The organism is Streptomyces tatrensis (assembly GCF_049310065.1).
In the GTDB taxonomy this organism is placed as follows: domain Bacteria; phylum Actinomycetota; class Actinomycetes; order Streptomycetales; family Streptomycetaceae; genus Streptomyces.
The window spans coordinates 46,384-70,592 of the sequence record NZ_JBMDLB010000002.1 but is presented as its reverse complement, the minus strand read 5'-3'; the positions used below and the strand labels follow the sequence as shown (position 1 = coordinate 70,592).

The following is a 24,209-nucleotide window of genomic DNA, read 5'->3' as shown; positions in this document are numbered from 1 at the left end:
CGCGGAGCGGGATACCCGGCGGCAAGCCGCCGGGAAGCGAACGCCTCCGCTTCGCTTCGGCGTATTCCCGCGCAAGCGCGGGAATGGAATTCCGCGAGCGGAATTCCCGAAGGGAATGCAATTCGCGCAAGCGCGAATTGCGGGGCACCCGCGCAAGCGCGGTCGCCTGGGCTGGCTACGAGGGGAGGTGCATCACGTGCGAGCCTGTGTAGGGCTTGGGGTTACTGCCCACCACCCCAGCAGCGGGAGTGACGGACCGTCGGCCTGATCGGGTGCCGGCCCCACTGCAGTGACGGGCTCCGCTGCGCTCCACCCGAACCCCTCCCCCATCATCGAAACCGGCTGCTCACGTTCATCAATACCCCGCCAGCATACCCTATGAACCGCACGTGCGGGGTGAAAATCAGCCAAGTATCAGCCTCCAGGGCGAACCTGCCGCGCGGGTGATGCATCACTGGACCTGACTGTGTAGAGTTTGTGCTTAGACATCACCACACCGGCCCACCACTCACCGCGCCGGACTTTCTTTCTGATTGCGCACCGCATTCCGCGAAAAGGAGACACGGGAATGGCCGTGAAACTGCGTGAACACCAGATTGAGGCCGTAGCCGCCATCGTGCGCGGTCTCGATATCCCGCCGGGCGGCATTCCCGTTAACGGCCTGCGCGGGCAGGTGCACGCCGCGTGCGGAACGGGAAAGACCATCATTGCGGCGGCTTCGGCAAAGCGTCTTGTTCCCAAGGGCCGCATTCTCGTCCTGGTCCCGACGCTGGACCTTCTGACCCAGACGGTGCAGGCATGGCGCGGGGCCGGGCACACGGGGCCGGCGGTCGCGGTATGCAGCCTCTCCGACGACCCGGAGCTGTGGAACCTCCAGGTGCGCTCCACCACCAACCCTGTGCAGCTGGCCCTGTGGCACAGCACCGGGCCGGTCACCATCTTCGGGACGTACGCCTCGCTGGGTGTCCTGGCTGAGGCTTTCGAGGGCGCCTACGGCCAGCAGCTGGCCCCGATGGACCTCACGGTGGTCGATGAGGCCCACCGCACGTCGGGCTCGATGGGCAAGGCGTGGGCCGACGTCCACAGCCAGCGCGTCATCCCCTCGCACCGCCGGCTGTACCTGACGGCCACGCCGCGGATCTGGGAGGAGCGGCTGAACCGCGAGGTCGCCGAGGGGGTGCGTGACCCGCTGCCGCGCGAGATGGCGGCCTCCATGGACGACGAGAAGGTCTTCGGACCGGTCCTCTACAAGCTCTCGTTGGCGTCGGCCGTGTCGCGGAAGCTGCTGGCGCGGTATCAGATCATCGTGCTGGAGCTGAAGGACCCGGTCGTCACGCCCGAGCGGCTGATGGGCGAGGACCGGCACAGCGAGAAGGTGCGCGGTGAGCGCCTCGGGGCGCTCCAGGCGGCGCTGCTGCACACCATGGAGCAGCACCAGCTCCAGACGTGCATCACCTTCCACCACCGGACCATAGAGGCTTCGGCGTACGCGAAGGGCCTGGAGCGGGTCGCCAAGCGGCTGCACGCGGACCAGCCGGAGAAGTACCCGTCGAAGATCTGGGCGGACTGGCTGTGCGGGGAGCACGTCCCCGAGCGCCGGCGGGGCGTCCTGGACGAGTTCGGCTCCACCGCGCGGCGCGCGGTGCTCTCGAACTGCCGGGTCCTGGGTGAGGGCGTCGACATCCGGGCGGTGGACTCCGTGGCCCTCCTGGACCCCAAGGGCGCCCCTCACGACATCGTCCAGGCCATCGGCCGGGCGCTGCGGCAAAAGCCGGGAGAGGGGAAGCTCGCCTCTCTGATCGTGCCGGTATTCCTCAAGGCCGATGAGGAGCCGGAGGATATGTTCACCTCGGGATCGTACAAGCCCTTGGTGAAGGTATTGGAGGGGCTGCGGGCTCACGATGAAGAGGCTGTGGAATTGCTGGCGATTCCGCAGGAGCCGCAGAAGGACATGGTGCAGCCGTCCGAGTACATCGGTCCGCCGCCCCAGGACGGTGAGGAAGAATCCCGTCTCCTGCTGCGTTTTGCGGCTCCGCGTGATCCGGTGATGGTCGCGGACTGGGTGTCGTTCAACGTGATCGACACCGAACGCCAGGACTGGGCGCGCGGCTGGTCGGCGCTCAAGACGTTCTCGGAGCGTGAGCTTCACGCCCGGGTTCCGTACGGGTTCAAGGAGGGCGCGTTCCCGCTCGGGGCCTGGGTCGCGGAGCAGCGACGGGCGTACGGGGCCGGGCAGATGACCGGCAGGCGGGCCCAGCGGCTGGAGAAGCTGGGCATGGTCTGGAGCGTGGCCGATGAGCGGTTCCAGGAGAACCTGGAGGCCGCCAAGGCGTACTTCGAGGACCACTGGACGCTGTGCGCGCCCCGGTCCGCGACGATGCTGGACCGGCCGGTGGGGCAGTGGCTGTCCAACCTGCGGCGCCCGGGTGCGCTGGAGGAGCGGCCGGAGTGGAAGACCGCCCTGGAGGCCGTGGACGAGCACTGGAACCCCGCGTGGCCGGCGGAGTGGCAGCGGCACTACGCCGCGCTGCGCGAGCTGCTGACGGACGAGGACGACCACTCCGACGTCCTGCCCGGCTTCACCGTCCACGGCATGGACGTCGGCAAGTGGCTGGCGAGGCAGCGTCAGCACACGGTCTGGACGGACCTGATGGACGGGCAGCGCGAGCTCCTGGAGGCAGTCGGCGTCGTGCCGCTGCCCCCGGAGAAAGCGGAGCCCGCCAAGGCCCCCAAGAAGGCCGTGAGCGCCTTCGAGAAGGGCGTGGCAGCCCTGGAGCAGTACAAGGCCCGCACCGGCTCTGTGACGGTCCCCAGGGGTCACGTAGAGGCGTTGCCGGACGGGTCGGAGGTCAAGCTCGGGGTGTTCCTGTCCAACAGCCGCAGCCGCCGGGCCAAGCTGACCGCCGACAAGCTCCAGGCGCTCGCCGCGCTCGGGCTGGAGTGGGCAGCGATGGAAGGGGCGGCGTGATGACCGCAGGCGAGCAGGCGCGGGCACAGGTCGAGGTGGCGGAGACGGAGTTCGGCAGGGAGCTGTGCGCCCGCCTCCAGTCCTTCCAGGACCAGCACGACCAGGCCGTGCGCGAGGGCGACGCGGCCCGGCTTACGGGGACCTGTCCGGGCAAGCACGGCCGCTGGGGACGGATCTGCGTCCTGCCCGACGGTCATGAGACCTCGATGGAGGAACCGCACTGGGGCCGCAACAACGAGGGCCGGCCGATCGCGTGGGTGGGCAGCGCACCTGACGACTGGTGAGCGGCGGTGAGAGCGGCGACAGGGCCCCGGGGCGCAGGAGAGGCCCGGGGTCCTTTGCGGTCCGGGGCCAGCGGCACCACCCCCAGGCCCTACACGCACTTGAGTGCGATGCCCGGGGGTTCTGAGCTGCGACATCGGACTGGTGTGCGTGTAGACCCTGGGATCCTGGGCTGCTCCCCCGGCGAACTACGCCAGATCGCGGTCACGAAGGGCGTTGACCGGCCGGTCAGCCGTCGGCTCGTTCCTTCTCGATCGCGTTCATCCTGCGGACCATGCTGATCTGCGCGCGGACCATCGTGTCGAACATGGCCTCCGGATCGCCGTCGGGTCCGGCGCTCGCAATCAACATCGAGGCGACTTGGCTGGCGAGGACAGTGACGACGTCGGCCGTCCCCACCGGTCCGCGGACCTCGATCAGTTTGCGCACGGCGTCGTCGATGCGGTCCATGGCCTCCTCGCCCTGGAGGAACAACCCGAGCCGCTCGGCAAGGAACATGCGGACGACCGCCACACCGTCGGCCAGGGCGGTGTCCACGTTGAAGTCGGCGCGGGCCTTCTCCGACTCCTTGAGCACGACCGGGATCGTGTACGTCCGCTGCTCCGGGATGAGGCCCTCCTTTCGCCACTTCGCGTACGGGATGGGGCCGACGGCGTCACGGCGTGCACGGTGTTCGTTGGTCGGGCTACCGCCCGCGGTGCGGCAGGCCCGGCCTGCGGCCGCCTTGCAGGTCGGGCATTCGACATGGCGCATCCACGAGCGCACGAGATCCATCTCGGCGGGGGAGCGGAGGTGGCGCCGCCACTCGCCGCCCCACGGGATGCTGTCCGATCCGTTCTCCACGCCCATTACCCCCTGGGTCCGGTGGTGTGTGCCGTCGTCGGCGCCGTTAACGACCGTACCGGCGGTGGCGCCCCTCAACGGTCGATCGGAAAAATGCCGTTGCCGCCGGCCTCCAGCGCGTACAGCTCGTAGGGGACGGGTCCGGTCTCGGAGTCCCGGTCGGCCGTGCCGATGCGGGTGAACCCGGCTTTGACCAGGACGCGGCCGGAGGCGGGGTTGTCGGGGTGGTGCATGGCCTCCAGCCGGTCGAGGCCAGCTGCGGTGAAGGCGGCGGTGACGACCTGGTGGGCGGCCTGGGTGGCATAGCCGTTGCCCCAGCTGTCGTCCCGGAGGATGTAGCTGATGGTGCCCATGGACGGTGTCCGTCGCCGCAGGGCGATCAGGCCGATCACCTCGGCTTCGTTGAGGATGCCCCAGCTCCACTGCGCGCGCGGGGTCTCGGCAGCTCGGGCGAGGCCGGTGCGGATCTTCTCGTGGGCCTGGTCGAGGGTGAGGGCCCTGCCGGTGGTGTGCCGGATGGAAGCCCCGCTGTAGATGCGGGTGAGGGCGGGGGCGTCGTCGAGGGTCAGGGTGCGCAGGGTCACCATGCGGCGGTCAGCTCCTTCGCGGTGGGACGGTCGGCGGGGGCGGGGGCCAGGTAAGGGTGGGCGGTGGATGTGCTCAAGGCCGATCGGCCTTGAGCACATTCGTGTCTGGGTGTTCATCAGAGGCGGCGGCGTCGCACTGGAGTGTGTGCAAGGCCCTGGGGTCCTGCTGCCTCCCTGGGAAAGCTAGGGGGCAGCTGGGAGGGGTTCGGTGAGGCGGTCCAGCCGCGTATAGAGGGCCCGTACGAGGCGGGCTCGGTTCTGGACGCAGCGGGCGGTGCCCTTGAGCGGGGCGGACAGGCGGCCGTCGGCTTCGCGGAGAACGACTTCGGCGAGAGCGCCGCGGCCGTCGCTCTTGGGCAGGGCGGCGGCGTGGCGCCGGACGTCGGAGGCCACGGCGCGGGCGTGCCCGGTGAGCTGGAGGGCGATCTGCTCGTAGTCGCGGGGATCGAGGTCCGGGTCCTTCCACGCGAGCACGGCGGTGACGAGCGCTTCGTGCGGGGCGCGGTCCAGCGGGAGTTCGGCCTCGATCAGGCCCTGGGGGTCGTAGAGCACGGCGTAGGTGTCGCTCATCGGGCGCCCGCCGCGTCGTCGTCCTGGTCGTGGTCGCCGGGGTCGGCGTCCGGGGCGGGGGCGGCGAGGAAGCGGGCGTAGCCGCGGTCAGCGCGCGCGATCAGCGCCGGGGAAGGCCGGCCGTACTCGGGCGGCTGGAAGCTGGGGCCTTGTGGCGCGGGGCTGGGGGATGTGGGTGCGCTCATGGGGCACCGCCTCCGTTGCTGGGGTGCGTCGGTGTTGTTCGACGCTACGGAGACCACCGGTCATTCCTCAACAAGATTGCGGGAAATTGCGGAACTTCACTCCAGGGCGTCCATCGCGGCCTGGATGACGGCGCGGGCGTCGTCGCCGTAGACGGCCATCTCCGCGAGGCCGGCGAACGCCTTCGCGTAGTCGGCGACTTCGCGCGGCTGCGTCACCTTGATCTCCGCCGTCAGCGTCTCCACCACGGCCGTGGTGTCGTCGTGGACGTAGAACGCCTCCAGCGGCCACACGGTGCGCTGCGCGGTGAACGGGATGACGCCGAGCGAGACGGAGGCGAGCAGCATCACGGCCAGGAGGTGGCGCAGCTGCCCGCGCATCGCCTCGGGATCGGCGGTGCGGTAGCGCAGGACGGACTCCTCGAGGAGGACGACGTAGAGGTGGCCGCCTTCGTAGAGGAAGCGGGAGCGGGCGACCCGGGCGGCGACGGCTTCGGCGACGTCGTCGGGGGTGCCCTGGAAGCGGGTGATCTGCTGCATGAGGGCGGTCGCGAACGCCGGGGTCTGGAGGAAACCCGGGGGCACGTTGGAGACGTAGACCCGGCAGTGGCGGGTCTGCTCGTGCAGGGCGTACCAGTCCTGCTGGACCTGGCGCATGCCGTTGCGGTGCAGGCGGCGCCACTCCATGTACATCGAGTCGACCGCGCGGGCGGTGGCGATGAGGTCGTCGGCCTGGCCGTCGGCGCCACACGCCGCGCACCAGGTGCGGATGTCCGCGTCCGAGGGCAGGATCGCGCCCTTCTGGATTCGGGTGGTCTTCGCCGGGTGCCAGCCGCACCGGGCGGAGAGGTCCTTCCCGGTGAGGCCGGCGTCCTTGCGCAGGTGCAGCAGCCGCACGGCGAGCGCCTCGCGGGCCCCTTGAGCGCTGGAGGATGGGGAGGCGGTCGTCATGAGGTGGCGGCCCTTGGTTGTGCGTCGGTCAGATGCGGTAGTCGGCGTGGTCAGTGGCCAGGTCCCACACCGAGCGGAACGCTTCCGCGCACAGCTTGATGGCCTGCGGGTCCTCGGTGTGGTCGGGCTCCATCGCCTCGCCGTCGCCGGAGAAGATGTTCCACCGTACGACCCGGTCGTCGATGAGCCAGAAGTCGTTGCCCGGCAGGGCGAGGGCGGAGGCGCGGCGGCGGGGCAGCCAGCGGACCTGTTCTCCGGCGCGGAGGTTGGCGTCGGTGATGGCGTGCTCGAAGCGGATGTAGTCGGTGACGGGCTCGGACACGACCCGGGCCCGGTGGACCTTCACCCCGCGGGCGACGGTGCGCTCCACCAGCGGCAGCCACCCGCTCCAGTACGCCGAGTCGTCCGCGGGAACGCTCCCGTCCCGCAGGAAGGTGTCGTAGACCTCCCGCTCCTCCCCCACGGCGTAGGCGTCGCGGAGCTCCAGGTGCAGGGCGTGCCGTTGGGCGGAGTCGAGCAGGTCCTCAAAGCTGAGGGCCGGCGGCTTCTGCGGCATCACATGCCTTCCTGATCTGGTCGATCATCCGCGCGGAGAGCCGGATGACTCCTTCGTCATCCGCCGGCGGACTGTCCTGGCTGCACGCGGCCCGGGTCGCCGCGTCGGCGAACTTGCCCTGCAGAACCAGTTCCGGCCCCTCCGCGGCTTCGGTGTCCACCCACACCGCCGGGCAGTTCCCTCCACCCGAGTTCGGGTCCGTCCCGAAGAAAAGTAACGCCATGATCGCCTCCGGAGAAAGCCAGTTGCGTGTAGTTGCGCACCGACCGTCCCGCAGGCCGGAGTCGGCGTCAAGGGCCCCTCTCCGGCCGAGGCAACACTGTCGACGAGACCGGGGCGCGAGCTGACCCACGTCCACTACGTTCTCGATCACAACCGCTGACACCGGAGGACCGCATGGCCGACGACACCACCCAGGGCACCGCGAGCTTCATCTCCGAGATGGGCGTGCTCAAGCGCGTCGCACGGACCGGCTGGTGGTTCACCGGCAACAAGCAGCCGGAGTCCGTTGCGGAGCACTCCTTCCGCGTCGGGGTGATCGGCTCGGTGCTCGCCATGATGGAAGGCGTAGACCCGGCCCGGGTCGCGCTGATGTGCCTGTTCCACGACAGCCAGGAGACGCGGGTCGGGGACATCCCGCACATCGGCCGCAGGTACATCAAGGCTGCCCCGAACGGCGAGGTGACCGCCGACCAGGTCGCCAACGCCCACCCGGCCGTGCGCACCGGCGTGCAGAGCGCCGTCGACGAGTACGAGGCCGGCGAAACCCCGGAGGCGATCGTCGCCCGCGACGCCGACAAGCTGGAGTGCCTGGTGCAGGCGGTGGAGTACCGAGAGCAGGGCTACAGCCTCACCCAGAACTGGATCGACACCAGCCTCGCCTCGCTCAAGACGCCGTCCGCGAAGGCCCTCGCCGACGCCGCCCTGAGCATGGACTCGCTCCAGTGGCAGCAGAACTTCCTGCCCTGATCGGCACCGTCCCCGGCGAGGCCCCCGGCGCTGCCGGGTGCCTCTTGCCGTTCGGCGCGGGGAGTGCCGGAGCCGGCCACCGCGTGACCCGCGAGACGGGAGGGCGGGACGCCGACGCTGGCGGCCCGCCCTCCCGTCACCTCCCGGCGCGCTCGTAGCTGACGATGGCTTCGCCCAGGCGACGCTTGATCTGGGCAGGCAGGCCGCTGTTCGAGGTGTCCATGAACGACCCCTTCTTGAGCGGGTCCGGGGCGTAGGAGGACACGTACTCCCCCTCGCGCTCGGGGCGGATGTCGTTGTCCAGCCAGAAGCGGGCCGCCGTGCCGTCTTCCAGCAGCAGGACGGGCGACTCCATCCAGTCGTCTTCCAGCTCGCCGTCTTCGCTGCGCCGGCGGCCGGAGAGATCGACGAACTTCCAGCAGCGCTGCCGCGCGATCTCACGGAAACGCTGGCCGTTCGCGGTGTACCCGCCACGGAACAGCGCGGGCTTCACCTGGATGAGGACCTCGGAGCCGTACGGCCTCAAGCGCTCTACGGCCTCCGCCAAGAGCTGCTGGATCTCCGCTGCCTCGCCCTGTTCCCGCTCGGCTCGCCGCTGGTCAGCGTTCGCCCAGGAGTCGGCGCGGGCGCGTGCTGATCGAATCTCATCATCAAGACCACCCATGGAGGGCAGGGTATCGGCGGGAACTGGCCTTTGGGAAAGATGAGTTGGCAGGCGGGGCGCCGTCAGGCGGCGCGTTCACTGAACAGCGCGAACCCAACCGGGCCCCGGGGGCGTCATGGCTGCTCCCCCGGGGCCCGCGGTGTGTCCGACTCGGGTCAGTTCGCCCCGGCTGCCGTGGCGGCGGCCCACGCCGCGGCTTCGGTCTCGCTCATGAGCAGGACCTGCGTGGGGTGGGCGGTGGAGCGCTGCACGGTGTGGAAGCGGCCCGGGTGGGTGCTGCTCTTGGGGACGGGGGTGATCTGCGGGGCCGCCTGGCTCCAGGTGCGGGTGGTGACCCGTCCCAGGAGCACGGTGGAGAACTGCTCGCGTCCCAGCGCGGCGCTGTGGCTCTGGGCGCCGGCGAGGATGTGGATACGGGCCGCGCGCCCGGCGAAGAGGATCTCCTCGTACGCGGCGACGGCCGGGGACGTCTTCGGCTCGCCGTGCTGGCGGACCTTGTCCCAGTGGCGGGCCAGCTGCCGCAGGGTGTGGTCGGCGGACTCGAGCACCACCGTGACGCGGGGCAGGTCCTCGGTGTCGCCGTGCTTGTCGGCGTGGCGGATGCGGTGCTGGAGTTCGGCGAGGAGGCCGAGAAGGGCGTCGTGGATGTCGGCGATGTCGCGGCAGTAGGTGACCCCGGGCAGCCCGGACGCCCACGCCTGGGAGATCCGCTTGGTGTCGAGGATCAGGGCGTTCCCGCCGTGGTGCAGGAGCTGGGCGGTCAGGGTCCGCAGAACGGTCGAGGTACCGCCGCCGGTGCCGGAGCAGACCAGGACGTGCGGCGAGTCGATGTCCAGGTCGATGCAGACCGGCTGCTGGTCGGTGCCGAGGCCGATGAGGACCTGGGAGGCGGGCAGCGCTTCCAGCTGCTCGCGGACGCCCGGGTCGGTGAGGCGCAGCTGCTGCGGGATGGTGTTCTTCTGGGTCTTCCACATGGTGGGGTGTTCCTTTTCTGTGCTGGTCCTGGTGAACCGGGTGTTCTCCAGGGGGTGGATCGTGTCGGCTGATCCGGACAGGGCCCGTTCAGTCGAGGTCGGTGGTGCCGGTGGCGGCGCGGGGCCGGTTGCGGGCCCACTTCTTGAGGTCGCCGATGCGGTAGAGGAGTTCGGCGCCGCGCTTGTCGGCGACGGGCGGGAAGGCGGGGTCGTTGGCGCGGGCGAAGCGCAGCGCGGCCAGGGTGATGTCGGGCAGGTGGTGTTCGGCGGCCTCGCGGAGCCCGACCGCCTGGTCGTCGTCGACCACGGCCGGGGCCGCCGGCGGCGTCGCCGTGGCGTTGGCCGCGAGCTCGCCGGGCGCGGCGGCCGGGGCCGGAGGGAGGTTCCGGGCGTTGGCGGGCCGGTCCCCGCCCGCGAGTTCCTCGGAGGCCGGCGGGAGGCCGGGAACGGGGGCGGCCGCGGCCTTCTTGCCGCTGGTGGCCCACTCGCGGGCTTCGGCCTCGGTGAAGAACAGGATCTGCGTCTCCCGCGCGGAGCCGCCGCTGACGACCTGGGCGCGCCCGGGGTGCTTGGTGGACTTCGGCGCGGGGTGGACCTCGGGGGCGAGCATCCTCCAGGCGTTGAGGCTGTAGCGGGCCAGGATGCGGGTGGAGAACTGCTCGCGGACCTCCGGGCCTCCGAGGGCGCGGGCGGTGGCGGATTGCGCGACCAGGAGGACGTGCATGCGCAGCTGGCGGCCCATGTAGAGGATCTCGTTGAGGGCGTCGACGGCCGGGGAGACCTTCGGGTCGCCGGACTCGCGGGTCTTCTCCCAGTAGCGCGCGAGCTGCTTCATCGTCGCGTTGACCTCTTCGAGGAGGATCAGGATGCGCGGGCCGATGTCCTTGGGGTCGGCGTCGATGCCCAGGGCGTCGGCGACGCGGGTGCGGCGCCGGCCTTCCGTGCCGAGGGCGATGAGCTGGTCGTGGATGTCGGCGATGTCGCGGCAGTAGGTGACTCCGGGCAGGCCGGACGCCCACGGGTGGGAGATCCGTTTGGTGTCGAGGACGAACACGAGCGAGCCGTGGTGGAGCATCTGGCAGGCGATGCACCGCAGGGTCACCGACTTGCCGCCGCCCGTGGAGGCGTTGACCAGGATGTGCGGGGATTCGGCGTCGAGGTCGACGGTGATGATCCGTCCGGCGGAGCCGATCCCGATGACGGGCGCGGACTCCTTGGCGGCGGCCACGATCTCGCGGACCTTGGGGTCCTTGAAGGCCGCCTTGGCCGGGGGCTTGCGGGTCTTCTTCACCGTCAGGTACGTCTCGCGGCCCGCCAGGTGCCAGGAGAAGGTGACGCCCTCCAGGGCGAGCTTGGTGGTGATGATGTCGACGACCAGGTCCTTGGAGAAGTCCAGACGGCCCGGCACGTCCACGCGGATCACCGCGTCGTCCTCGGAGAAGTTGCGCGGGATGTGGAGGTAGCGGCGCGGGTCGGTCTGCTCCGGCAGGCGCAGCGGCAGCGCGAGGGCTTCGTGGAGCGGGAGTACCCACTCCCGCATCAGCTCCCGGCGCTTGCGGGTGAGCGCGAGGTAGGCGGCGGTCCCCACGGCCGCGGTCGACGCGGCGGCGATCCCGGGCTGCTCCAGCGCGGCGAGCGCGGGTTCCGGGTTGGCCCATATCTCCTGGGTGGCGTCCTGGTGGACCCACCCGGCCTGGTAGCCGCCCGCGCCGAGGGCGGCCAGCGTGCTGATGCGGAAGGTCAGGCGCTTCCATCCGGCGCGGTAGGAGGAACGCGAGACGTGGCCTTCGACCTTCGGCAGGACGCGGGTGCCCGATCGCCAGAACGTCGCGTCGGTCCGCTTCACCCCGTCCATCGGTCGGCCGGCCAGGAACCGGCCGATGCCGACCCCGATGACTTCGGCGGCCTCTTCCACGAGCTTGTCGAACTTGGTTTGTGCCATGGCGGTGCCCCTTCGATGTGCGTCCAGGCACCTCACACCCGGAAGCGGGCTCTGGCCCGTAGTCGGTGGTGACGGTGGGTGTCCGTCAGGGCAGGAGGATGCGGTGGCGGAGAAGGTCGAATCCGGCGCGCCCATGCATCTGCCTCATGATCCTTTTGGTCCGGGTGTTGACGCCTTCGGTGCGGCCGTTGTGGTAGGGCAGGGTGAGGCCGGCGTTCACGGCGGACCGGTCGATTTCGAGGCCGTTGGTGAGACTGCGCAGGTGGGGCAGGTCGAAGGCGCGGGCGGCCGTGATCCACTCGGTGAGTTTCACGTCGTTGCCCTCGGCCGGTTTCAGTAAAGCGGCGAAGCCGCAGACGAGATCGGCGAGTGCAGTCATCTCCGGGCAGGCCGCGGCGATCTTCTCCACCAGGGTCGTTTCCTTCGGACGCAGGTTTTCGGGGTCGGTGAGCAGGAGGCGGCTGGCGTGACGCACCGTGGTGACGGGGCGGTCGCCTTCGGCGCGGCCCTGGTTGAGGTACCGGACCAGCAGATTGGCGCTGCCCGTGTAGCCCAGCTCCCGGATCTCTTCGAGGAGGTGGGTGACCGGGACGGCCGGTTCCTCAGCACGGCGCCGTCGCAGGTGGTCGCGGTAGGGGTCGACGAGGGTGGGCCGGTAGGTGGGGGCGATGCGCAGGGCCTGGGGCTCGGGCATGCGGGCGTAGCGTTTGATGGTGTTCAGGGCCAGGCCGAGGCGGCGGGAGCAGTCGAGCAGGCCGACGCCCTGGCCGAGGAGATCGTGGACCTTGTTCCAGCGTTCGCGGGTGGTCTGTTCGCGTACTCCGCCGGGGCGGGGCGGGTTGATGGTGGCCCAGCATCCGGCATGCGCGCGGACCTCGAGCTGGGCTTTGTCGCAGAGGTTGCGCCAGAGGTGCCATCGGTCGCTGACCTGCACCGCGTCGGGCAGGGCGCGGCGGACGGCCTGGGCGTAGGTGGCCGAGCCGTCCCGGCACACGACCTCGACCCCGGGATGCTCGCGCAGCCAGGACTCCAGGGTGGCCATCTCGCGGTCGGGCAGGACCGCGACGCGTCTGCCGGTCTCGGCATCCGTGATGATCGTGGCGTAGCGATGGCGGCGGCGCAGGGCGAAATCGTCCACGCCGATCACCCGCGGGACCGCCTGCTTGGGCAGCGGCAGGCGCCGCAGATGGCGCAGTGCGGTGCTGCGGGAGACGGGCACGGCCAGCAGAGCGGCCAGGCGTGCGGCCGCCCGGCCGCATAACTCCCGCGCCACCTGCGATATCTGCCCGGCGAGACGCACAGTGCGGCGCTGATGACGCTTCAGCACTCCGGGAATCTGCTCACGGAAGGTCTGCCGGGAACAGCCCAGAACCGGACAGACCAGCCTTCGTACGCGCAGGTGGACGACGACCGGGCGGCCGTCGACCGGCACGTCCCACACCGTCCGGTGGTGATACCCGTGCACCCTCGCCGTCGGCGTCCGGCACACCGGACACGCCACCGCCACATCCCGCGTGCGGGCCGTGACCACCACCTTGCCACCGTCGTCCCTCACGTCCTCGACGACCAGTGCCGACAGGCCGGAAAACACCGTCCCGATAAGGGAGTTGACATCCATCACAAGATCATGATCGCGGATGGCTACTCGGCGTCACCACCGACTACGGGCCAGAGCCCGGAAGCGGACACCCCCTTTCTAGGAGCTCGGGCCTGTGGATACGGTCCGGCGATTTGCGGGCCAGAGCGCGGATTGGTGAACGGCCTCGCGGACCAAAAATCCGCAGACGCCACGACTGTGTGGCGCGGTCGGTACAACAGAGGGAGCAGGACCGATCTATGGGAAGAGGGACCGATGACCGAGCACGAACAGCGGCGCAGGCGGGCGCAGTTGGACCAGCGGGACACGGACGTGCAGGAGATCTGGGGCCGCGAGATCGCCTCCCCCGGCGGGCCCCTGCCCGGCGCGGTGCTCGAGGTGCTGGAGCACGAGGACGGCTGGGTCGGGCACGTGCAGCTGGTCACCGGTCGCCCGGCGAGTGACATCGACAAGGCCGCGGCCGCCATCGAGGACGCCTTCGACCTGCTGGTCGGATCGGTCGTGGTCGACTCCGGCGGCAGCGGCGCGGAGATCTGGGCCTACCAGCGGCCCTCCGCCGCCCGCCACCGCCGGCTGAGGCCGATGAGCGTCCGACAGCGCGGGCAGCTGGACGACGACGGCCTGTTCGACGGCGACCGTGCCGAGTTGCAGGACTGGGCGGCCAAGTACGCGCGCGTCTGGAAGGCGATGCGCGAGGGCGGGGCGGTCGACATGGAGCGCTTCCTGCGGCGCCTGGCCCGCCTGGAGGCCGGGCTAACCGATGCCGCCCACTACGCCCGGCACGAGGTCCTGGTCGACATCGTGGAGAAGGCCGGCCTGCCGTACGAGAGCCTGTCCGAGGACGTCGCCTCCGGGATCGGCATGAAGCGCCAGCGCCCGGGAGGACAGGGCTGATGACCATCACGGAGGTGTGGGTGGAGCTGCACAGCGAGGCCCTGGGCGTCCGGCTGGTGCGGGCCGACACCATCGAGCAGGTGTGGTGGGACGTGAAGCAGCCCGCGCACCTGGCCGTCGCCGTCAGCGGTGGGCAGGAAGTCCGCCAGGACGTGCGGGCCGGATTCCCCGCCGACGACATCGAGGAGGACGAAGCCGCGGACCTCTGCACGACGCTGGTGGAACGCATCGCCGAGGCAGCCGCCCACGGCGGCCCCCGCATGGTGTGGATGACCCGTGACGAGACCACCAAGGGCGTCGCCTGGGACCGTGGCCCCCTGAACGACCGCAGCGCCCGCTGACGAGCGGGCACACACCCGGGCCCGGTCCTCCATGTGGAGGGCGGGCCCGGCGTCATGAGGTCAGGGAGTGTCGCCGGAGTAGTGGAAGCGGCACACCACACCCGGGCCGCCCGACGGGCGCGGCTCGCCGGGGAGCGGGTCGTACAGCGCCCGGCCGCCGGGCCACCGCCCCAGCTCGGTCATCAGGGCGACGCCGTCCTCGATCTCCTCCCGCCGCCATCCCGTGACGTCGAGCAGCAGGCCGTCCAGCGGGCCGCCGACCAGCACGGCGTACGTCTGGTGCGGCAGCGGACCGGGGTTGGGGTCGTCGTGGTCGTGGCCGTACACCCGGCCGCGCAGCAGCTGCTCGTCATCGGCGTTCATCCGGCCAGCCTCCCAGCCACCACCCACAGCAGAAGACCGGCGGCGCCCGACAGTCCGGCCCCTCCCGCCCTGCGGGAAGGCACCTCCGGCCCCTCCCACAGGGCGGGCGTCAGCCGCAGGGCAGACGGTCGGGGACAGTCCAGTCGATGCGCACTCCGCGGCGGATCAGCGCGGTGATGCTGTCGACCTGGCACGTGGGCGGCTGCTCCTGAGTGAAGCGGCGCAGCGCCCGGTGCACGCCGTCGCGCAGGTGGCCGTCGGTCATCGTGGGCGCCTGCTCCTGCAGTTCGCCCAGGAGCTGTCCGGCGCGGGCCGCACGGGACAGCGCGGCGTCGGCGAGCGGCCCTTCGGCGAAGCCGTCGCGTACGGACAGGCCGGGCTCGATGAGGGTCATGGGGACGGTCCTTTCCGCCCGGCCGCGCTGGTCTCCCGGTTGGAGACGCGGTCGCGGGACCGGGCGGGAGGGAAGGTAGAGCACCGACTTCGTTAGCGTCGCGTCCTGGCCGCCGGCCCCGGGCGGGAGCAGACCTCTCCCCCACGGCTACTGCGTGGGTAAGAGGTGTCGTCGGCGCGGACAGGCTTGCCCACGGGGTCTGACCAGGGACAACGGGCGGTGTCCGATTTGCCGGGCTCCCACTGCCGGTCACACCTTCGGTCCCCCGCCGCAAGCAACCCTCCAGGCAACTGTTCAGCCCCCTTCTGGTGCAACCCTCTCCGCGGCTGCCGTGGGCCGGGGAAGGCACAGGGTTGGCCAGGCCGGCTCCCACCGCCAGGCCGCCCACCGCTCCGCCTGCGCGAAGACGCCGGAGCGTTCGGCGAGCATCGCCAGGACCTCGCCGCGGGCGTCTTCGACGGCCTGGTGCTCGGTGTCGGAGACGATGCCGAGGCGCCGCACGTGCGCGTACTCGTCTTCGTCCTTCCACTCCCAGCGGGTGAGGTCGGGCGCGACGACCAGGTCCACGGTGAGGTCGAGGGTGTCGAACCCTGTGTCGGTGCGGCGGGTGGGGTGCTCGAAGTTCACGTACCAGTTCCGCAGCCGGCGCCCGTCCCCGTCGGGGACGAAGAACGCGTTGACGCTGAACCACGACGTGGGCGGCTTCCACAGCAGCAGGTCGGTCTCCTGCCACACCCCGGCCGCGAGCTCCCACTCCCCCGTCGCCATCGCGTCGAACGCCTCCGTGCGCACCGACCGGTCCCCCTCCGCGCGGGCCTGCGCGTACAGGGCGGGCCAGCGGGCCTGCGCTCCGGGCGCGCAGGCGGTCACCAGCGCCTCGCCGGTGTCGGCGACGACCCGCAGCGCCTGCTCGCTCCACACCCGGCCGGAGCGGTGGACATCGCGCCGTACGACCGTCTGGCCCGTCTCAAATCCGCGCACCGCGTCCCCTTCTCCGGTCCGGGCCATGCTGTCCGGCCCGGCTTGCCCACCTCAGCCCATCCCGGCCGGGCTGGGCAAGCCGCCGTCCGGGGGCGGCTTGCCCAGCCAAGCCTTCGGCTTGCCCACCCGACGGATCGGTCACCAGGGCAGGCGTGACCGATCTCCTCGGTCCATCGGTCAAACCGCACGTCAGGCGCCGTGACCGATCCATGCAACTCCTCCGCTGACCGGTCACCGGCCATCGGTCAGCCGCGGCCTCGCCGGGAGACTCCTCGCCGGGCCGTGACCGATGCCCCGTCCGACGTGCTCCGGCCGGGGTGGGCAAGCCGCCGTCCGGGGGTGGCTTGCCCAGGGTCCCCTTGGGCTTGCCCACTCCCCCGGAACACCCCGTTGCGGCCGTGCGCGCCGGGTAGCCTCCGGGCACAGTGCGCTGAGCTTGGGGGTGGGCGTTGAAGGTCACGATCGACACCGAGACCGACTCGTACGAGGACGCGATCCGTGCGGTGCGCACGGCCTACGGGAAGCCACAGCCCGAGCCCGGTGGGCGGCCGGTGGTCCTGCCGGAGGACGTGGTGTGGAGGCCGCCTGGCCGCTACGAGCACCCTTGGACGGAGGAGATGCTGCGGATCTGGGTGAAGGCGCTGCACACCGTGGAGGAGCTGGATCTGGTCTGGCGGGTGTGCGCGGAGCCCGGCCCGCCCGGCCTGCGGGGCCTGGTCATCGCGGAGTACGTGTCGCCGCACCTGACGGGCAAGCCGGCCATCACCGCGATGGGTCTGGTCAGCAGGCGCCTGAATGCGGCCGCACGTGAGCTCTGGGCGTGGCAGATGCCCTTCGTGATCGACGAGGCGAGGCGGACCCGCACCGTGGACCGGCAGGTGGCCGCGATTCTGCTCGATGCCCTCGCCGGACACCCCTTGTGGCCCCGGCTGCGCCACCACAGCAACCCACCCGCGCTCGGCACCTGAGCCCAGACGTCTCCTGCTGGGCAAGCCGTCCTCGAAGGCCGGCTTGCCCAGCTCCCCGGGGCCGCGCAGCTACCCGCGGCGCCTGAACAGACCCCGGGCCCTCGATGTCTCCGGGTCGGCCCCCGTTCCCGCCGCGACGTCCTCGGCCTGGCGGCGCGCCACCCGCTCGGCCTCCGCACGAGCAACGGACTCCTTCGCGCACGCCCCGCACAGGTCGTCCCAGTTCCCGGGCCACGAGGACTGCCGCACCTGCTGCCAGCGTTCGTCGGAGAACTTCGCCCCGCACCGCGTGCACACCGGCCGCTGCGCCTCACGCTCCGCAGCCTTGCGTTCCACCTGCCGCCGGCGGGACTGCTCCTCTTCCGTCCGGTACAGCCGCTCACCGTCCGGGTTGTCCAGGGCCTCGCCCAGCGTCTGCCACTCATCGCGCCCGAGCCGCCGCCACACCCTGCCCGCGGCGCCGGCCGGGTCGGCGGTGATCCGTTCCAGCTCGGTGACGACCACGGGCACCGCCTGGTGGTAGTCGACGGCCGTGAACCCGGCCCACGGGTACGGGGTGCCGGCGAAGTAGCGGCGCGCGGCCTGCTCCAGACGCCGCATCCGGCTCTCGCGCTGCGCGGCGGTCTTGCCCGTGAACACGAACGCCACCGGCACGTAGCCCTCGCGGCCGGTCGCCGGGTAGATCCGCGACCACAGCCGGAAGTCGTGCACCGCCGCACCCCGCCGCCGCGCCGCCTTCTCCCCGTCCGTGTCGGCCTTCGGCGCGAGGAGCTCGAACCAGTCGCTGTACCGGCGCAGCTTCGCCGTCAGGTCATCGACGGGCTCGGTGACGCGGTCGACCTCCAGGAGCATCGCGGGCAGCCCCGCGTCCGGGGCACGCATCGTCAGGTCGGCGTACTGGGTGTATCCGTACGGCAGCTTGTGAGCGATCTCCGTCTGCCAGGACAGCGGGGTGCCGAACCCGGCCCCGGTGAGGACCGAGGCGGTCATCGTCACCGCGGCCGCGTGTTCGTCGAAGCCGTCACCGTCGACCGGCTCTCCGTCCTCGTCGAACTCGAGCTTGCGCAGCGCGGACATCCGCACGCCCTTCGGGAGCAGCTGCTTGGCTTCCTTGTGTCCTCGGTCAGTGAGCACCCACAGCTGGTGGTTCGACTCCAGTCGTGTCTCCACCCGGACCTTCCCCTCCTCCTTGAGGGCGTTGAGGGCGTCCCTCGTGCACCGGTCGTGCCGGTCGCCGGGTCGCAGCATCCGCCACAGGTGTTCAGCGGTAGCCCTCTGGAAGATCCCCAGAGCCTTCAGCACTTCCTTCTTCCTGGTGTGGGTCGGCTTCCATGTCCCCTTGGACCTAGAAGGGTTGTCGAACGTGTTGGAGACCCCTGACTTCCGGGGCTGACCTGCGCCAACGCGCTTGGCGGGCGAAGTGGCCGTGGAGGGGGCTATGGAGGGGCCCGTGGAGGGGACCTGCGGGACCTGGTCGACGTCCTCGGAAGGCCGGCGGGCACGGGCGGCGTGGTGCTCGCGAGCGGGGTCGGGTATGAGATCGGCGGGCACGGTGTCCTCGGTTTCTCCGGCCTGCGGGCCGGGTCGGCGGTCGTCCGGCCCGTACGCGGATGTGCGTACGGGCCGGGGCCACCGTGAGGAAGCACCCCTTGTCCGCCGTCTAACCGTCAGCGACAGCAGCTGTCCGATTTCCCCTGGACTAGCCCCTTGTCGTGTGGGTTTGTCCGTGATCGACGCCACAGGAAACGGGTTCGTTCCCGGAGCGCTGACTCTGTCCACAGGCTCCCGCTCTGAGGATCTGAGCACCAGGCCGGGAGCAGCAGGTTCCCGGCCCGCGAACAGCAAGGAGCCGTCATGGAGACGACGTCGCCCAAGGTGCCCCAGCTCGCCCCGGAGCAGATCCTGCGGGCCGCCGACTACGTGGAGCTGGTCTGGCAGGAGCAGGGCAGCGAGGAGGACAAGGCCGCGCTCGCACAGTTCCACGCGGACGGGCCGGAGCTGGCGCGGCTGATCGGTGAGTTCGGTGCGCTGCTGCTGGCCGACTACATCACCGCCGTGCCCGACGAGCACGCCGACTGCGAGTCCGCGTGCGTCCTCGGGCAGCTGGTGACCGTGGTGAGCCGCTACCTGAAGCGGTGGTGCCTCGCGGGCGGTGGCGCGCACACCGCGTGGATCGCGGCTGGGTTCCTGATCGAAGTGATGCAGGAGGTTGATCAGGTCAGTCAGTATCTCGCTGATGTCCGCGGCGACGCCGCCCGGTGGCCGGCGGCCGCGGCCTGAGTCGGCCGGAGGCCGGGGCGGCGCCCGGGGGCGGAGATTTCTCCTCCCCCGGGCGCTGCCCCGTTTAGGTGGGATGCCAGAGGTAGCGAACCCGGTCAAGGAAGGATGCGGGCACCCGGCCGCGGCGGACATCCACCCGGTGCGCGGTGGCGGCCACCGGATGCAGTGCATCGCCTGGACGATGTCGTCCACTCCCGCCGCGATGCTGTGCATCGGATGCCGTGCATCGCCGGGGCATCGGGAGTGGCGGGTGCGGTGGAGTCCACCGGGTGCGGTCCACTCCGCACGATGTCGCGCACTCCCGCACCGGTGGTGCGCACCACCGACGCGCACGGTGCGCACCGTGGTGCGGTCGGTGCGCGCACCACCGTGCGGGCGGGCCCAGCTGGTGCGCGCACCATCGCCTGGCGGTGCGCGTCGTGGCGCGCGCGGCGCGTTCCGGGCGGCGCGCGGAGCTCCTGCGACGAGGGCCCGGATCGAGCGGAGTTCCTATATCACAGACCCCCTTGACCGAGGTCCTTTCGAAATCCCATATGCACGTTATGCGACCTCGTTATGTGTGGCAGATCACACGATGCGGGCGTGAGGGTGGGTCCGGTGGGTGCGCTTCGATGTGCAGCCCAAGTGGTGCGCACCTGCTCGGCCAGGTGGTGCGCGGGTGCGCGCACCAGGGCTCGCCGGTGCGCGCACCATCGCCCTTCCGCGCGCGCACCACGGTGCGGTGGCCGGCGGGTGCGGCGCACCTCGATGCGCACCGGTGCGGCGGCCGGGGGTGGACGACATCGCGGTGCGCGCACCGGTGCGCACGATGCCGCGCATCGTCGCCATCCGGTGCGCACCGGATGCCCGGCACTCCCCCACCGGCCGATGCTCACCGGAGTGGAGTTCTCTCCCACCCGATGGACATCGCGGTGGGCTCCACTCTCCACCCGGTGGATCGGCCCGCCCGGACTCGGATGCGGTGGAGTCCACCGTGCCCGCTCATCCCCGGCGACGCGACCGCGCGGGGCCCCATGCGGAAGGCCGGCCACCGGGGTACTGCCGTGAGCGGGAGCGGTGTCGAAGAGGCGGCGGCTTCGGTGCCGGGTACAGCGCCGCGCGCAGCCGGGCCGCGTCGGCGAGCTCGGCCAGGCGCTCCAGCCGTTCCGGTGAGATGTACGTCGGGATCGGGTTGGCCATCGGGGCCTCCATGGTTCGGCGGTCATCCCCCGCACCCTCGCCCGTCCCGGCCGCGTCCAGGTCGTACGCCGCGGCCGCGTCCCGGCTGCTGGTACGGCGACTTCGCTGTCCGTTCCGCAGGACGGCCCCGGCCCTGCGGCCCGGCCGGGGAACCGAAGGCGTACACGACGGCGCCCACGGACACGGGGTCCGTGGGCGTCGGCGTAGGCCGGCGGTCAGCTCGCCATCATGGCCTGGAGGTCGCCCAGCGACAGCTCGTTCGTGCCGCGCTCCGCTGCCTTGCTCTGCGTCCAGGCCAGGATCGCCGGGTGCGCCTCCTCGTACCGGGTGCCGGCGGGCGTGGTGCCTCCGTCGTTGCGGGCGATCTGGGTGAGGTAGGCGGCCAGGGCGTGCGGGCCGCCGCCGTTGTACCCGATCTCGTAGCCCACGCCGTGGTGCTGCGGAAGGATCGACAGATCGCCCTTGTCCGTACGGGCCCAGAACAGGCCGCGGCCGGTGTGGAAGCGGCTGAAGATGTCGTCCGGTCGCAGTTCGAGTGGGGCGTACGTCCTGTAGATCCACTGGTCGATACCGCCGGTGCCCGTGTGCTTGAAGTGCTCGCCCACGACGGGCAGCCCGAACTCGGGGTCGTAGAAGGTGCGGCGGCAGACGCAGCCCGATCCGTTGATGGCCGACGGGCTGTTCTTGTCCTCCGTGACGCACGGGTGGAACAGGGCCGGGATCTTCGTCGGCTCGACGAGCGTGCAGTGCATCGCGTTCGGCTCGCAGCGCACCAGCCTGCCCAGCCACTCCTGGAAGTGCGGCGTCACGGTCTGCTGCGCCTCGATCTTCAGCTCGGCGTTCAGCGTCGACGAGGCGGTCCCGTTGTGGGCCTGGGTGTAGAGGACGAAGTGCAGGTAGCTCTTGGTCGGGTCGGTCAGGTTCAGGTCGCGGGCCTCATAGGTCACGTGGCGCTCCAATGCGGGCTGTGCCGGGGCGGTTCAGGAGACACGGTGTTCGGGGCGCAGCGTGAGGCCGCGGTCGAGGAACCGGGCGGTGTCCTCGGGCTCGAGTCCGAGGGCGCGGGAGACGGCGGTGCCTTCGTCGTCGCGGTCGAAGGCGAGCAGGATCTTGCGGCTGGCAGGGTCGGCCATGGTCCGGCGGGCGGCTTCGACGGTGTGGGCGACGCAGCCGGTGGTGCCGTCTTCGACGATGTCCCGGCGCGTCTTGTCGTCCCAGACGTTCAGCTGGAGGTTGGCGCCCTCGGCGGAGCAGTCCTCCTTGGAGTCCGCGCCCAGGACGCAGCGCCCGAGCATCGCGGCGTGGGCGTGGCGCTGGAAATAGACGGCGGTGCCCAGGAGCCGGTCGACCTCCTTCTCCGTGTTCTCCCGTGCCTGCTCGGGGCTGACCCACGGGTTCTCCGGTTCGCGGGGCTGCACCCGGATTTTCAGCGCCCTCAGGTTGCGGGCGAGGTCGTCGGCGATGCTGAGCAGGCCCACCAGGTTCACGTCTCGGGGCTGGCGGGGCGGGGGCAGTTCGTCGGGGTAGTTCTCCAGCGGTTCCAGCGGTTCGTGCAGGTCGGTCAAGGTTCCTCCCGTGCCGGTGCCAACGTTCCCGATTCTCGATCCGGTCTGCCGGGGCTCGCGGGTGAAGTCGCAGATCGGCCATGCGCTGGCCGGTTGGCGTTGTTCAGCCCGCGCGGTTCGGCCCCCTGCCTTGGTCCGGCTGCGCCGTGGGGTGCCGCTGCTGCTGGCCGCCCGGGTCGGTGGCCGGTGCCTGCTGAGTCGCCTGCTTGGTCTGGTCGGCCTGCTCTTCGACGGTGCGGCTGCGGGCTTCGGACGCGCGGGTGAGCGCGGCGATCAGGGCGAGGTTCTGCGGTGTGGTCATCCACGTCGCGGGGTCTGTCGTGCGGCCTTCCAAGTACTCCTGCGGCATCGCGGCCTGCTGGTGGGCGTGGATGGCGGCGGCCCGCTGCGCCGGGGTCAGGGCGGCGTCCCGGCCGGTGTGGTCGACGGCGTGCGGCGCGGCCTGGTCGTGGTCGGGGTCGGGGTCGGGGGGCACAGCCGACGCGGTCGCGGTCGGCGCTTCGTCCCGTGCGGCGGGCGGCGCGGTGAGGGCGGCGCGGATCGCGTTCTGCAGGGTGAGGCTGGCGACCCGGGCCCGCTCGTACCGGGTCGACTCCCGGGGCGGTTTCCCGTCGGTGCCCGCGATCCACCAGCGGGCGGGCCAGGCGAAGTCGGCGGTGTAGGAGAGCTGGTCCGGGTCCGGGGTCCGCCGGCCCTTCTGGGGCACGGTGAGCTGACGGCTGTAGCGCTGGAGAGCGCCGTCGGCGATGTAGCTGTCGATGCCGGGCACGTAGGCGCGGCCGCGCAGGGTCTCCAGCAGGTGGCGGCGCGCTTCGGCCAGGACGTGGCGGCGGGCGTAGAAGTTGCGCACGGTGAAGACGACCGCGGCGACGTCGACGATGGCGAGCGCGGTGTCCACGCGCGGCCCCACCCGTGCCCGGATCAACTTCCCAGCCGCCTGGCACCGCTGAAGCAGCCCGTCGACCATCCGCTGCCCGAACTTCAGGAGCGCAGAGACCCGCCACCACGCGAGCAGCAGATCCAGCGGGCGCGGTGTCTTCTTCTCCGGCCGGGTCTCTTGCGCCGCCCACCATCCCAGACCGTGGCGGGCGCGCTCACCGGGCAGCCGCCCGTGCTTCTGGATGTAGTCGTCCGTGATGCCCTCCAGGACGTCCTCGATCCGGCGGCGGCGGGTGGCCGACCAGTCGATGAGCTCCTGGTCAATCCCGGCTATCTCCATCACAGGGCGAAGCCCCGGCGTCACCTCCCGGGGCACGGTCGCCAGCCCGAGCTCCTCGCACACCTCGGTCGTCATCTGAAGGGTGTAAAGCGTCCCGGCGGCCACGACGTGCTGATAGGCACGGACGGTGTCGAGCGCGTACCAGGAGCCGTCCGGACGCTGCACCCGGTTGGCGATCAGGCAGTGCTCATGCAGGAGGGGGAAGCCGTTCCTGTTGTCGAAGTGGCGGAACGCCGCGACGACCAGGGCCGGGGCCTTCGCGCGCTGGCGCCCGGACGCCCACCGCGTCTCGGCGACCTCATCCTCCAGCCACTCCAGGGTCGCGGCGACGGCCCGCTCGTGCGCCCGCTCGATGACCCGGCGCGTCCTCTCGTCCCCCAGCGCCCACAGCACAACGAGGGACGCCTGCGGCCGGAACACGAAGTCCAGGGCGAGCAGCGGCGTCTGACCCCGTTGCTCGATCTCCTCGATCGGCTGACCGAGGACGGTGGCCCGCCGTGCCGTCTCCGGGTCGGCGCCGTCGTCCAGGAGCTCGCGCTCCATGCGGTCGGCGTCCGGGTGCCGGCCCTCCCCGAACAGAAGCTCCATCTGCCGCTCGGTCACCGTCTGCCCGACGGTGAGCCCCAGCGCGGCCAGGCCGCGGCCCCTCCACCTTCCGGGCGGGAGGCCGGCTTGCTCCTGGGCGTCCTCCAGCGACTGGCCGACCGGACGGCGGCCGTCCCCGAACGCGACTCCGCGCACGTAGTACCGCCAGGCGTTCCGTCTCTGGATCTTCGCGACACTCAGCATCCCCACAGGGGACACCGGCTCTGACCTGCGGAAAAGCCCGATCCCGTGGAGCGGGACAGTTCACCGGAACTTCACGGCCGATCCCGCCTGGCGGGCGTTCGCGGCGGCGCCGTGCCCGCCCGGCGGACACCACCAGGGCCATGCAAATGCT

The 24,209-nt window shown here is 71.2% G+C and carries 26 protein-coding genes; 7 read left to right on the top strand and 19 right to left on the bottom strand.

The genetic code is table 11. The features are described from left to right. Positions 1-568: 568 nt before the first annotated feature. Positions 569-2,968: a DEAD/DEAH box helicase gene (locus tag ACODT5_RS00635; protein ID WP_422517154.1), complete on the top strand. Its 2,400-nt coding sequence runs from the start codon at positions 569-571 to the stop codon at positions 2,966-2,968. Further along, on the top strand, positions 2,968-3,252 hold the full coding sequence (locus ACODT5_RS00630; protein ID WP_422517153.1) for a hypothetical protein: 285 nt from the start codon (positions 2,968-2,970) through the stop codon (positions 3,250-3,252). The genes ACODT5_RS00635 and ACODT5_RS00630 overlap by 1 nt, the downstream gene beginning before the upstream one ends. Positions 3,253-3,478: 226 nt before the next feature. Here the strand turns inward: ACODT5_RS00630 and ACODT5_RS00625 are convergent, their stop codons facing one another. The 7 genes from ACODT5_RS00625 to ACODT5_RS00595 all read right to left on the bottom strand — a co-directional run bounded on the left by ACODT5_RS00625 (position 3,479) and on the right by ACODT5_RS00595 (position 7,099). Next, the gene (locus tag ACODT5_RS00625; protein ID WP_422517156.1) at positions 3,479-4,099 is read right to left on the bottom strand and encodes a zinc finger domain-containing protein; all 621 of its coding nucleotides are present in this window, start codon (positions 4,097-4,099) and stop codon (positions 3,479-3,481) included. 68 nt (positions 4,100-4,167) lie between these two features. After that, positions 4,168-4,680, bottom strand: a complete 513-nt coding sequence (locus ACODT5_RS00620; RefSeq protein WP_422517152.1) for a GNAT family N-acetyltransferase — start codon at positions 4,678-4,680, stop codon at positions 4,168-4,170. Positions 4,681-4,863: 183 nt separating this feature from the next. Beyond that, on the bottom strand, positions 4,864-5,250 hold the full coding sequence (locus ACODT5_RS00615; protein ID WP_422517151.1) for a DUF6415 family natural product biosynthesis protein: 387 nt from the start codon (positions 5,248-5,250) through the stop codon (positions 4,864-4,866). Next, positions 5,247-5,435, bottom strand: coding sequence for a hypothetical protein (locus ACODT5_RS00610; RefSeq protein WP_422517150.1), 189 nt, complete (start codon positions 5,433-5,435; stop codon positions 5,247-5,249). The genes ACODT5_RS00615 and ACODT5_RS00610 overlap by 4 nt, the downstream gene beginning before the upstream one ends. A 96-nt stretch (positions 5,436-5,531) precedes the next feature. Continuing rightward, on the bottom strand, positions 5,532-6,383 hold the full coding sequence (locus ACODT5_RS00605; RefSeq protein WP_422517149.1) for a helix-turn-helix domain-containing protein: 852 nt from the start codon (positions 6,381-6,383) through the stop codon (positions 5,532-5,534). A gap of 28 nt (positions 6,384-6,411) precedes the next feature. After that, complete coding sequence (locus ACODT5_RS00600; RefSeq protein ID WP_422517148.1) at positions 6,412-6,939, bottom strand: DUF6879 family protein; 528 nt, start codon at positions 6,937-6,939, stop codon at positions 6,412-6,414. Continuing rightward, positions 6,908-7,099 (bottom strand): hypothetical protein, encoded by a 192-nt coding sequence (locus ACODT5_RS00595; protein WP_422517147.1) that lies wholly within the window; start codon positions 7,097-7,099, stop codon positions 6,908-6,910. Before ACODT5_RS00595 ends, ACODT5_RS00600 begins: the two co-directional genes overlap by 32 nt. Positions 7,100-7,335: 236 nt before the next feature. Here ACODT5_RS00595 and ACODT5_RS00590 point away from each other — a divergent pair, with 236 nt between their 5' ends. Next, positions 7,336-7,908 (top strand): HD domain-containing protein, encoded by a 573-nt coding sequence (locus ACODT5_RS00590; RefSeq protein WP_422517146.1) that lies wholly within the window; start codon positions 7,336-7,338, stop codon positions 7,906-7,908. Between the two features lie 136 nt (positions 7,909-8,044). Here ACODT5_RS00590 and ACODT5_RS00585 read toward each other — a convergent pair whose 3' ends face one another. From ACODT5_RS00585 to ACODT5_RS00570, 4 genes are all read right to left on the bottom strand, one after another. Further along, complete coding sequence (locus ACODT5_RS00585; RefSeq protein ID WP_422517145.1) at positions 8,045-8,572, bottom strand: hypothetical protein; 528 nt, start codon at positions 8,570-8,572, stop codon at positions 8,045-8,047. A gap of 155 nt (positions 8,573-8,727) precedes the next feature. Further along, entirely contained in the window at positions 8,728-9,546 is an 819-nt protein-coding gene (locus ACODT5_RS00580) for a helicase HerA domain-containing protein (protein WP_422517144.1), read from the bottom strand. 88 nt (positions 9,547-9,634) lie between these two features. Next, the gene (locus tag ACODT5_RS00575; protein WP_422517143.1) at positions 9,635-11,488 is read right to left on the bottom strand and encodes an ATP-binding protein; all 1,854 of its coding nucleotides are present in this window, start codon (positions 11,486-11,488) and stop codon (positions 9,635-9,637) included. A gap of 85 nt (positions 11,489-11,573) precedes the next feature. Continuing rightward, positions 11,574-13,106, bottom strand: coding sequence for an ISL3 family transposase (locus ACODT5_RS00570; RefSeq protein ID WP_422517142.1), 1,533 nt, complete (start codon positions 13,104-13,106; stop codon positions 11,574-11,576). 234 nt (positions 13,107-13,340) lie between these two features. Between ACODT5_RS00570 and ACODT5_RS00565 the strand changes: the two genes are divergently transcribed. Continuing rightward, a complete protein-coding gene (locus tag ACODT5_RS00565; protein ID WP_422517141.1) occupies positions 13,341-13,979 on the top strand; it encodes a hypothetical protein in 639 nt (212 codons plus the stop codon). Then, the gene (locus ACODT5_RS00560) at positions 13,979-14,320 is read left to right on the top strand and encodes a hypothetical protein (protein WP_422517140.1); all 342 of its coding nucleotides are present in this window, start codon (positions 13,979-13,981) and stop codon (positions 14,318-14,320) included. The genes ACODT5_RS00565 and ACODT5_RS00560 overlap by 1 nt, the downstream gene beginning before the upstream one ends. 60 nt (positions 14,321-14,380) lie before the next feature. Here the strand turns inward: ACODT5_RS00560 and ACODT5_RS00555 are convergent, their stop codons facing one another. The 3 genes from ACODT5_RS00555 to ACODT5_RS00545 all read right to left on the bottom strand — a co-directional run bounded on the left by ACODT5_RS00555 (position 14,381) and on the right by ACODT5_RS00545 (position 16,058). Continuing rightward, a complete protein-coding gene (locus tag ACODT5_RS00555; RefSeq protein WP_422517139.1) occupies positions 14,381-14,683 on the bottom strand; it encodes a hypothetical protein in 303 nt (100 codons plus the stop codon). A gap of 109 nt (positions 14,684-14,792) precedes the next feature. Further along, entirely contained in the window at positions 14,793-15,077 is a 285-nt protein-coding gene (locus ACODT5_RS00550) for a hypothetical protein (protein ID WP_422517138.1), read from the bottom strand. Positions 15,078-15,371: 294 nt separating this feature from the next. Continuing rightward, positions 15,372-16,058 carry a ribonuclease FAU-1 family protein gene (locus ACODT5_RS00545; RefSeq protein WP_422517137.1) on the bottom strand — a complete coding sequence of 229 codons (687 nt, stop codon included), beginning with the start codon at positions 16,056-16,058 and terminating at the stop codon, positions 15,372-15,374. Positions 16,059-16,507: 449 nt separating this feature from the next. Here ACODT5_RS00545 and ACODT5_RS00540 point away from each other — a divergent pair, with 449 nt between their 5' ends. Continuing rightward, a complete protein-coding gene (locus ACODT5_RS00540; protein ID WP_422517136.1) occupies positions 16,508-17,026 on the top strand; it encodes a hypothetical protein in 519 nt (172 codons plus the stop codon). Positions 17,027-17,095: 69 nt separating this feature from the next. Here ACODT5_RS00540 and ACODT5_RS00535 read toward each other — a convergent pair whose 3' ends face one another. Further along, the gene (locus ACODT5_RS00535; protein WP_422517135.1) at positions 17,096-18,328 is read right to left on the bottom strand and encodes a replication-relaxation family protein; all 1,233 of its coding nucleotides are present in this window, start codon (positions 18,326-18,328) and stop codon (positions 17,096-17,098) included. 552 nt (positions 18,329-18,880) lie between these two features. Between ACODT5_RS00535 and ACODT5_RS00530 the strand changes: the two genes are divergently transcribed. Next, positions 18,881-19,306: a hypothetical protein gene (locus ACODT5_RS00530; RefSeq protein WP_422517134.1), complete on the top strand. Its 426-nt coding sequence runs from the start codon at positions 18,881-18,883 to the stop codon at positions 19,304-19,306. Positions 19,307-20,287: 981 nt separating this feature from the next. On the opposite strand, the gene ACODT5_RS00525 is transcribed toward ACODT5_RS00530, so the two are convergent. The 4 genes from ACODT5_RS00525 to mobF all read right to left on the bottom strand — a co-directional run bounded on the left by ACODT5_RS00525 (position 20,288) and on the right by mobF (position 24,058). Next, a complete protein-coding gene (locus tag ACODT5_RS00525; protein WP_422517133.1) occupies positions 20,288-20,485 on the bottom strand; it encodes a hypothetical protein in 198 nt (65 codons plus the stop codon). Between the two features lie 215 nt (positions 20,486-20,700). Then, positions 20,701-21,432 carry a hypothetical protein gene (locus tag ACODT5_RS00520; RefSeq protein ID WP_422517132.1) on the bottom strand — a complete coding sequence of 244 codons (732 nt, stop codon included), beginning with the start codon at positions 21,430-21,432 and terminating at the stop codon, positions 20,701-20,703. Positions 21,433-21,465: 33 nt separating this feature from the next. After that, entirely contained in the window at positions 21,466-22,050 is a 585-nt protein-coding gene (locus tag ACODT5_RS00515) for a hypothetical protein (RefSeq protein ID WP_422517131.1), read from the bottom strand. A 103-nt stretch (positions 22,051-22,153) separates the two neighbouring features. Beyond that, entirely contained in the window at positions 22,154-24,058 is a 1,905-nt protein-coding gene (gene mobF, locus ACODT5_RS00510; RefSeq protein ID WP_422517130.1) for a MobF family relaxase, read from the bottom strand. Positions 24,059-24,209: the final 151 nt, after the last annotated feature.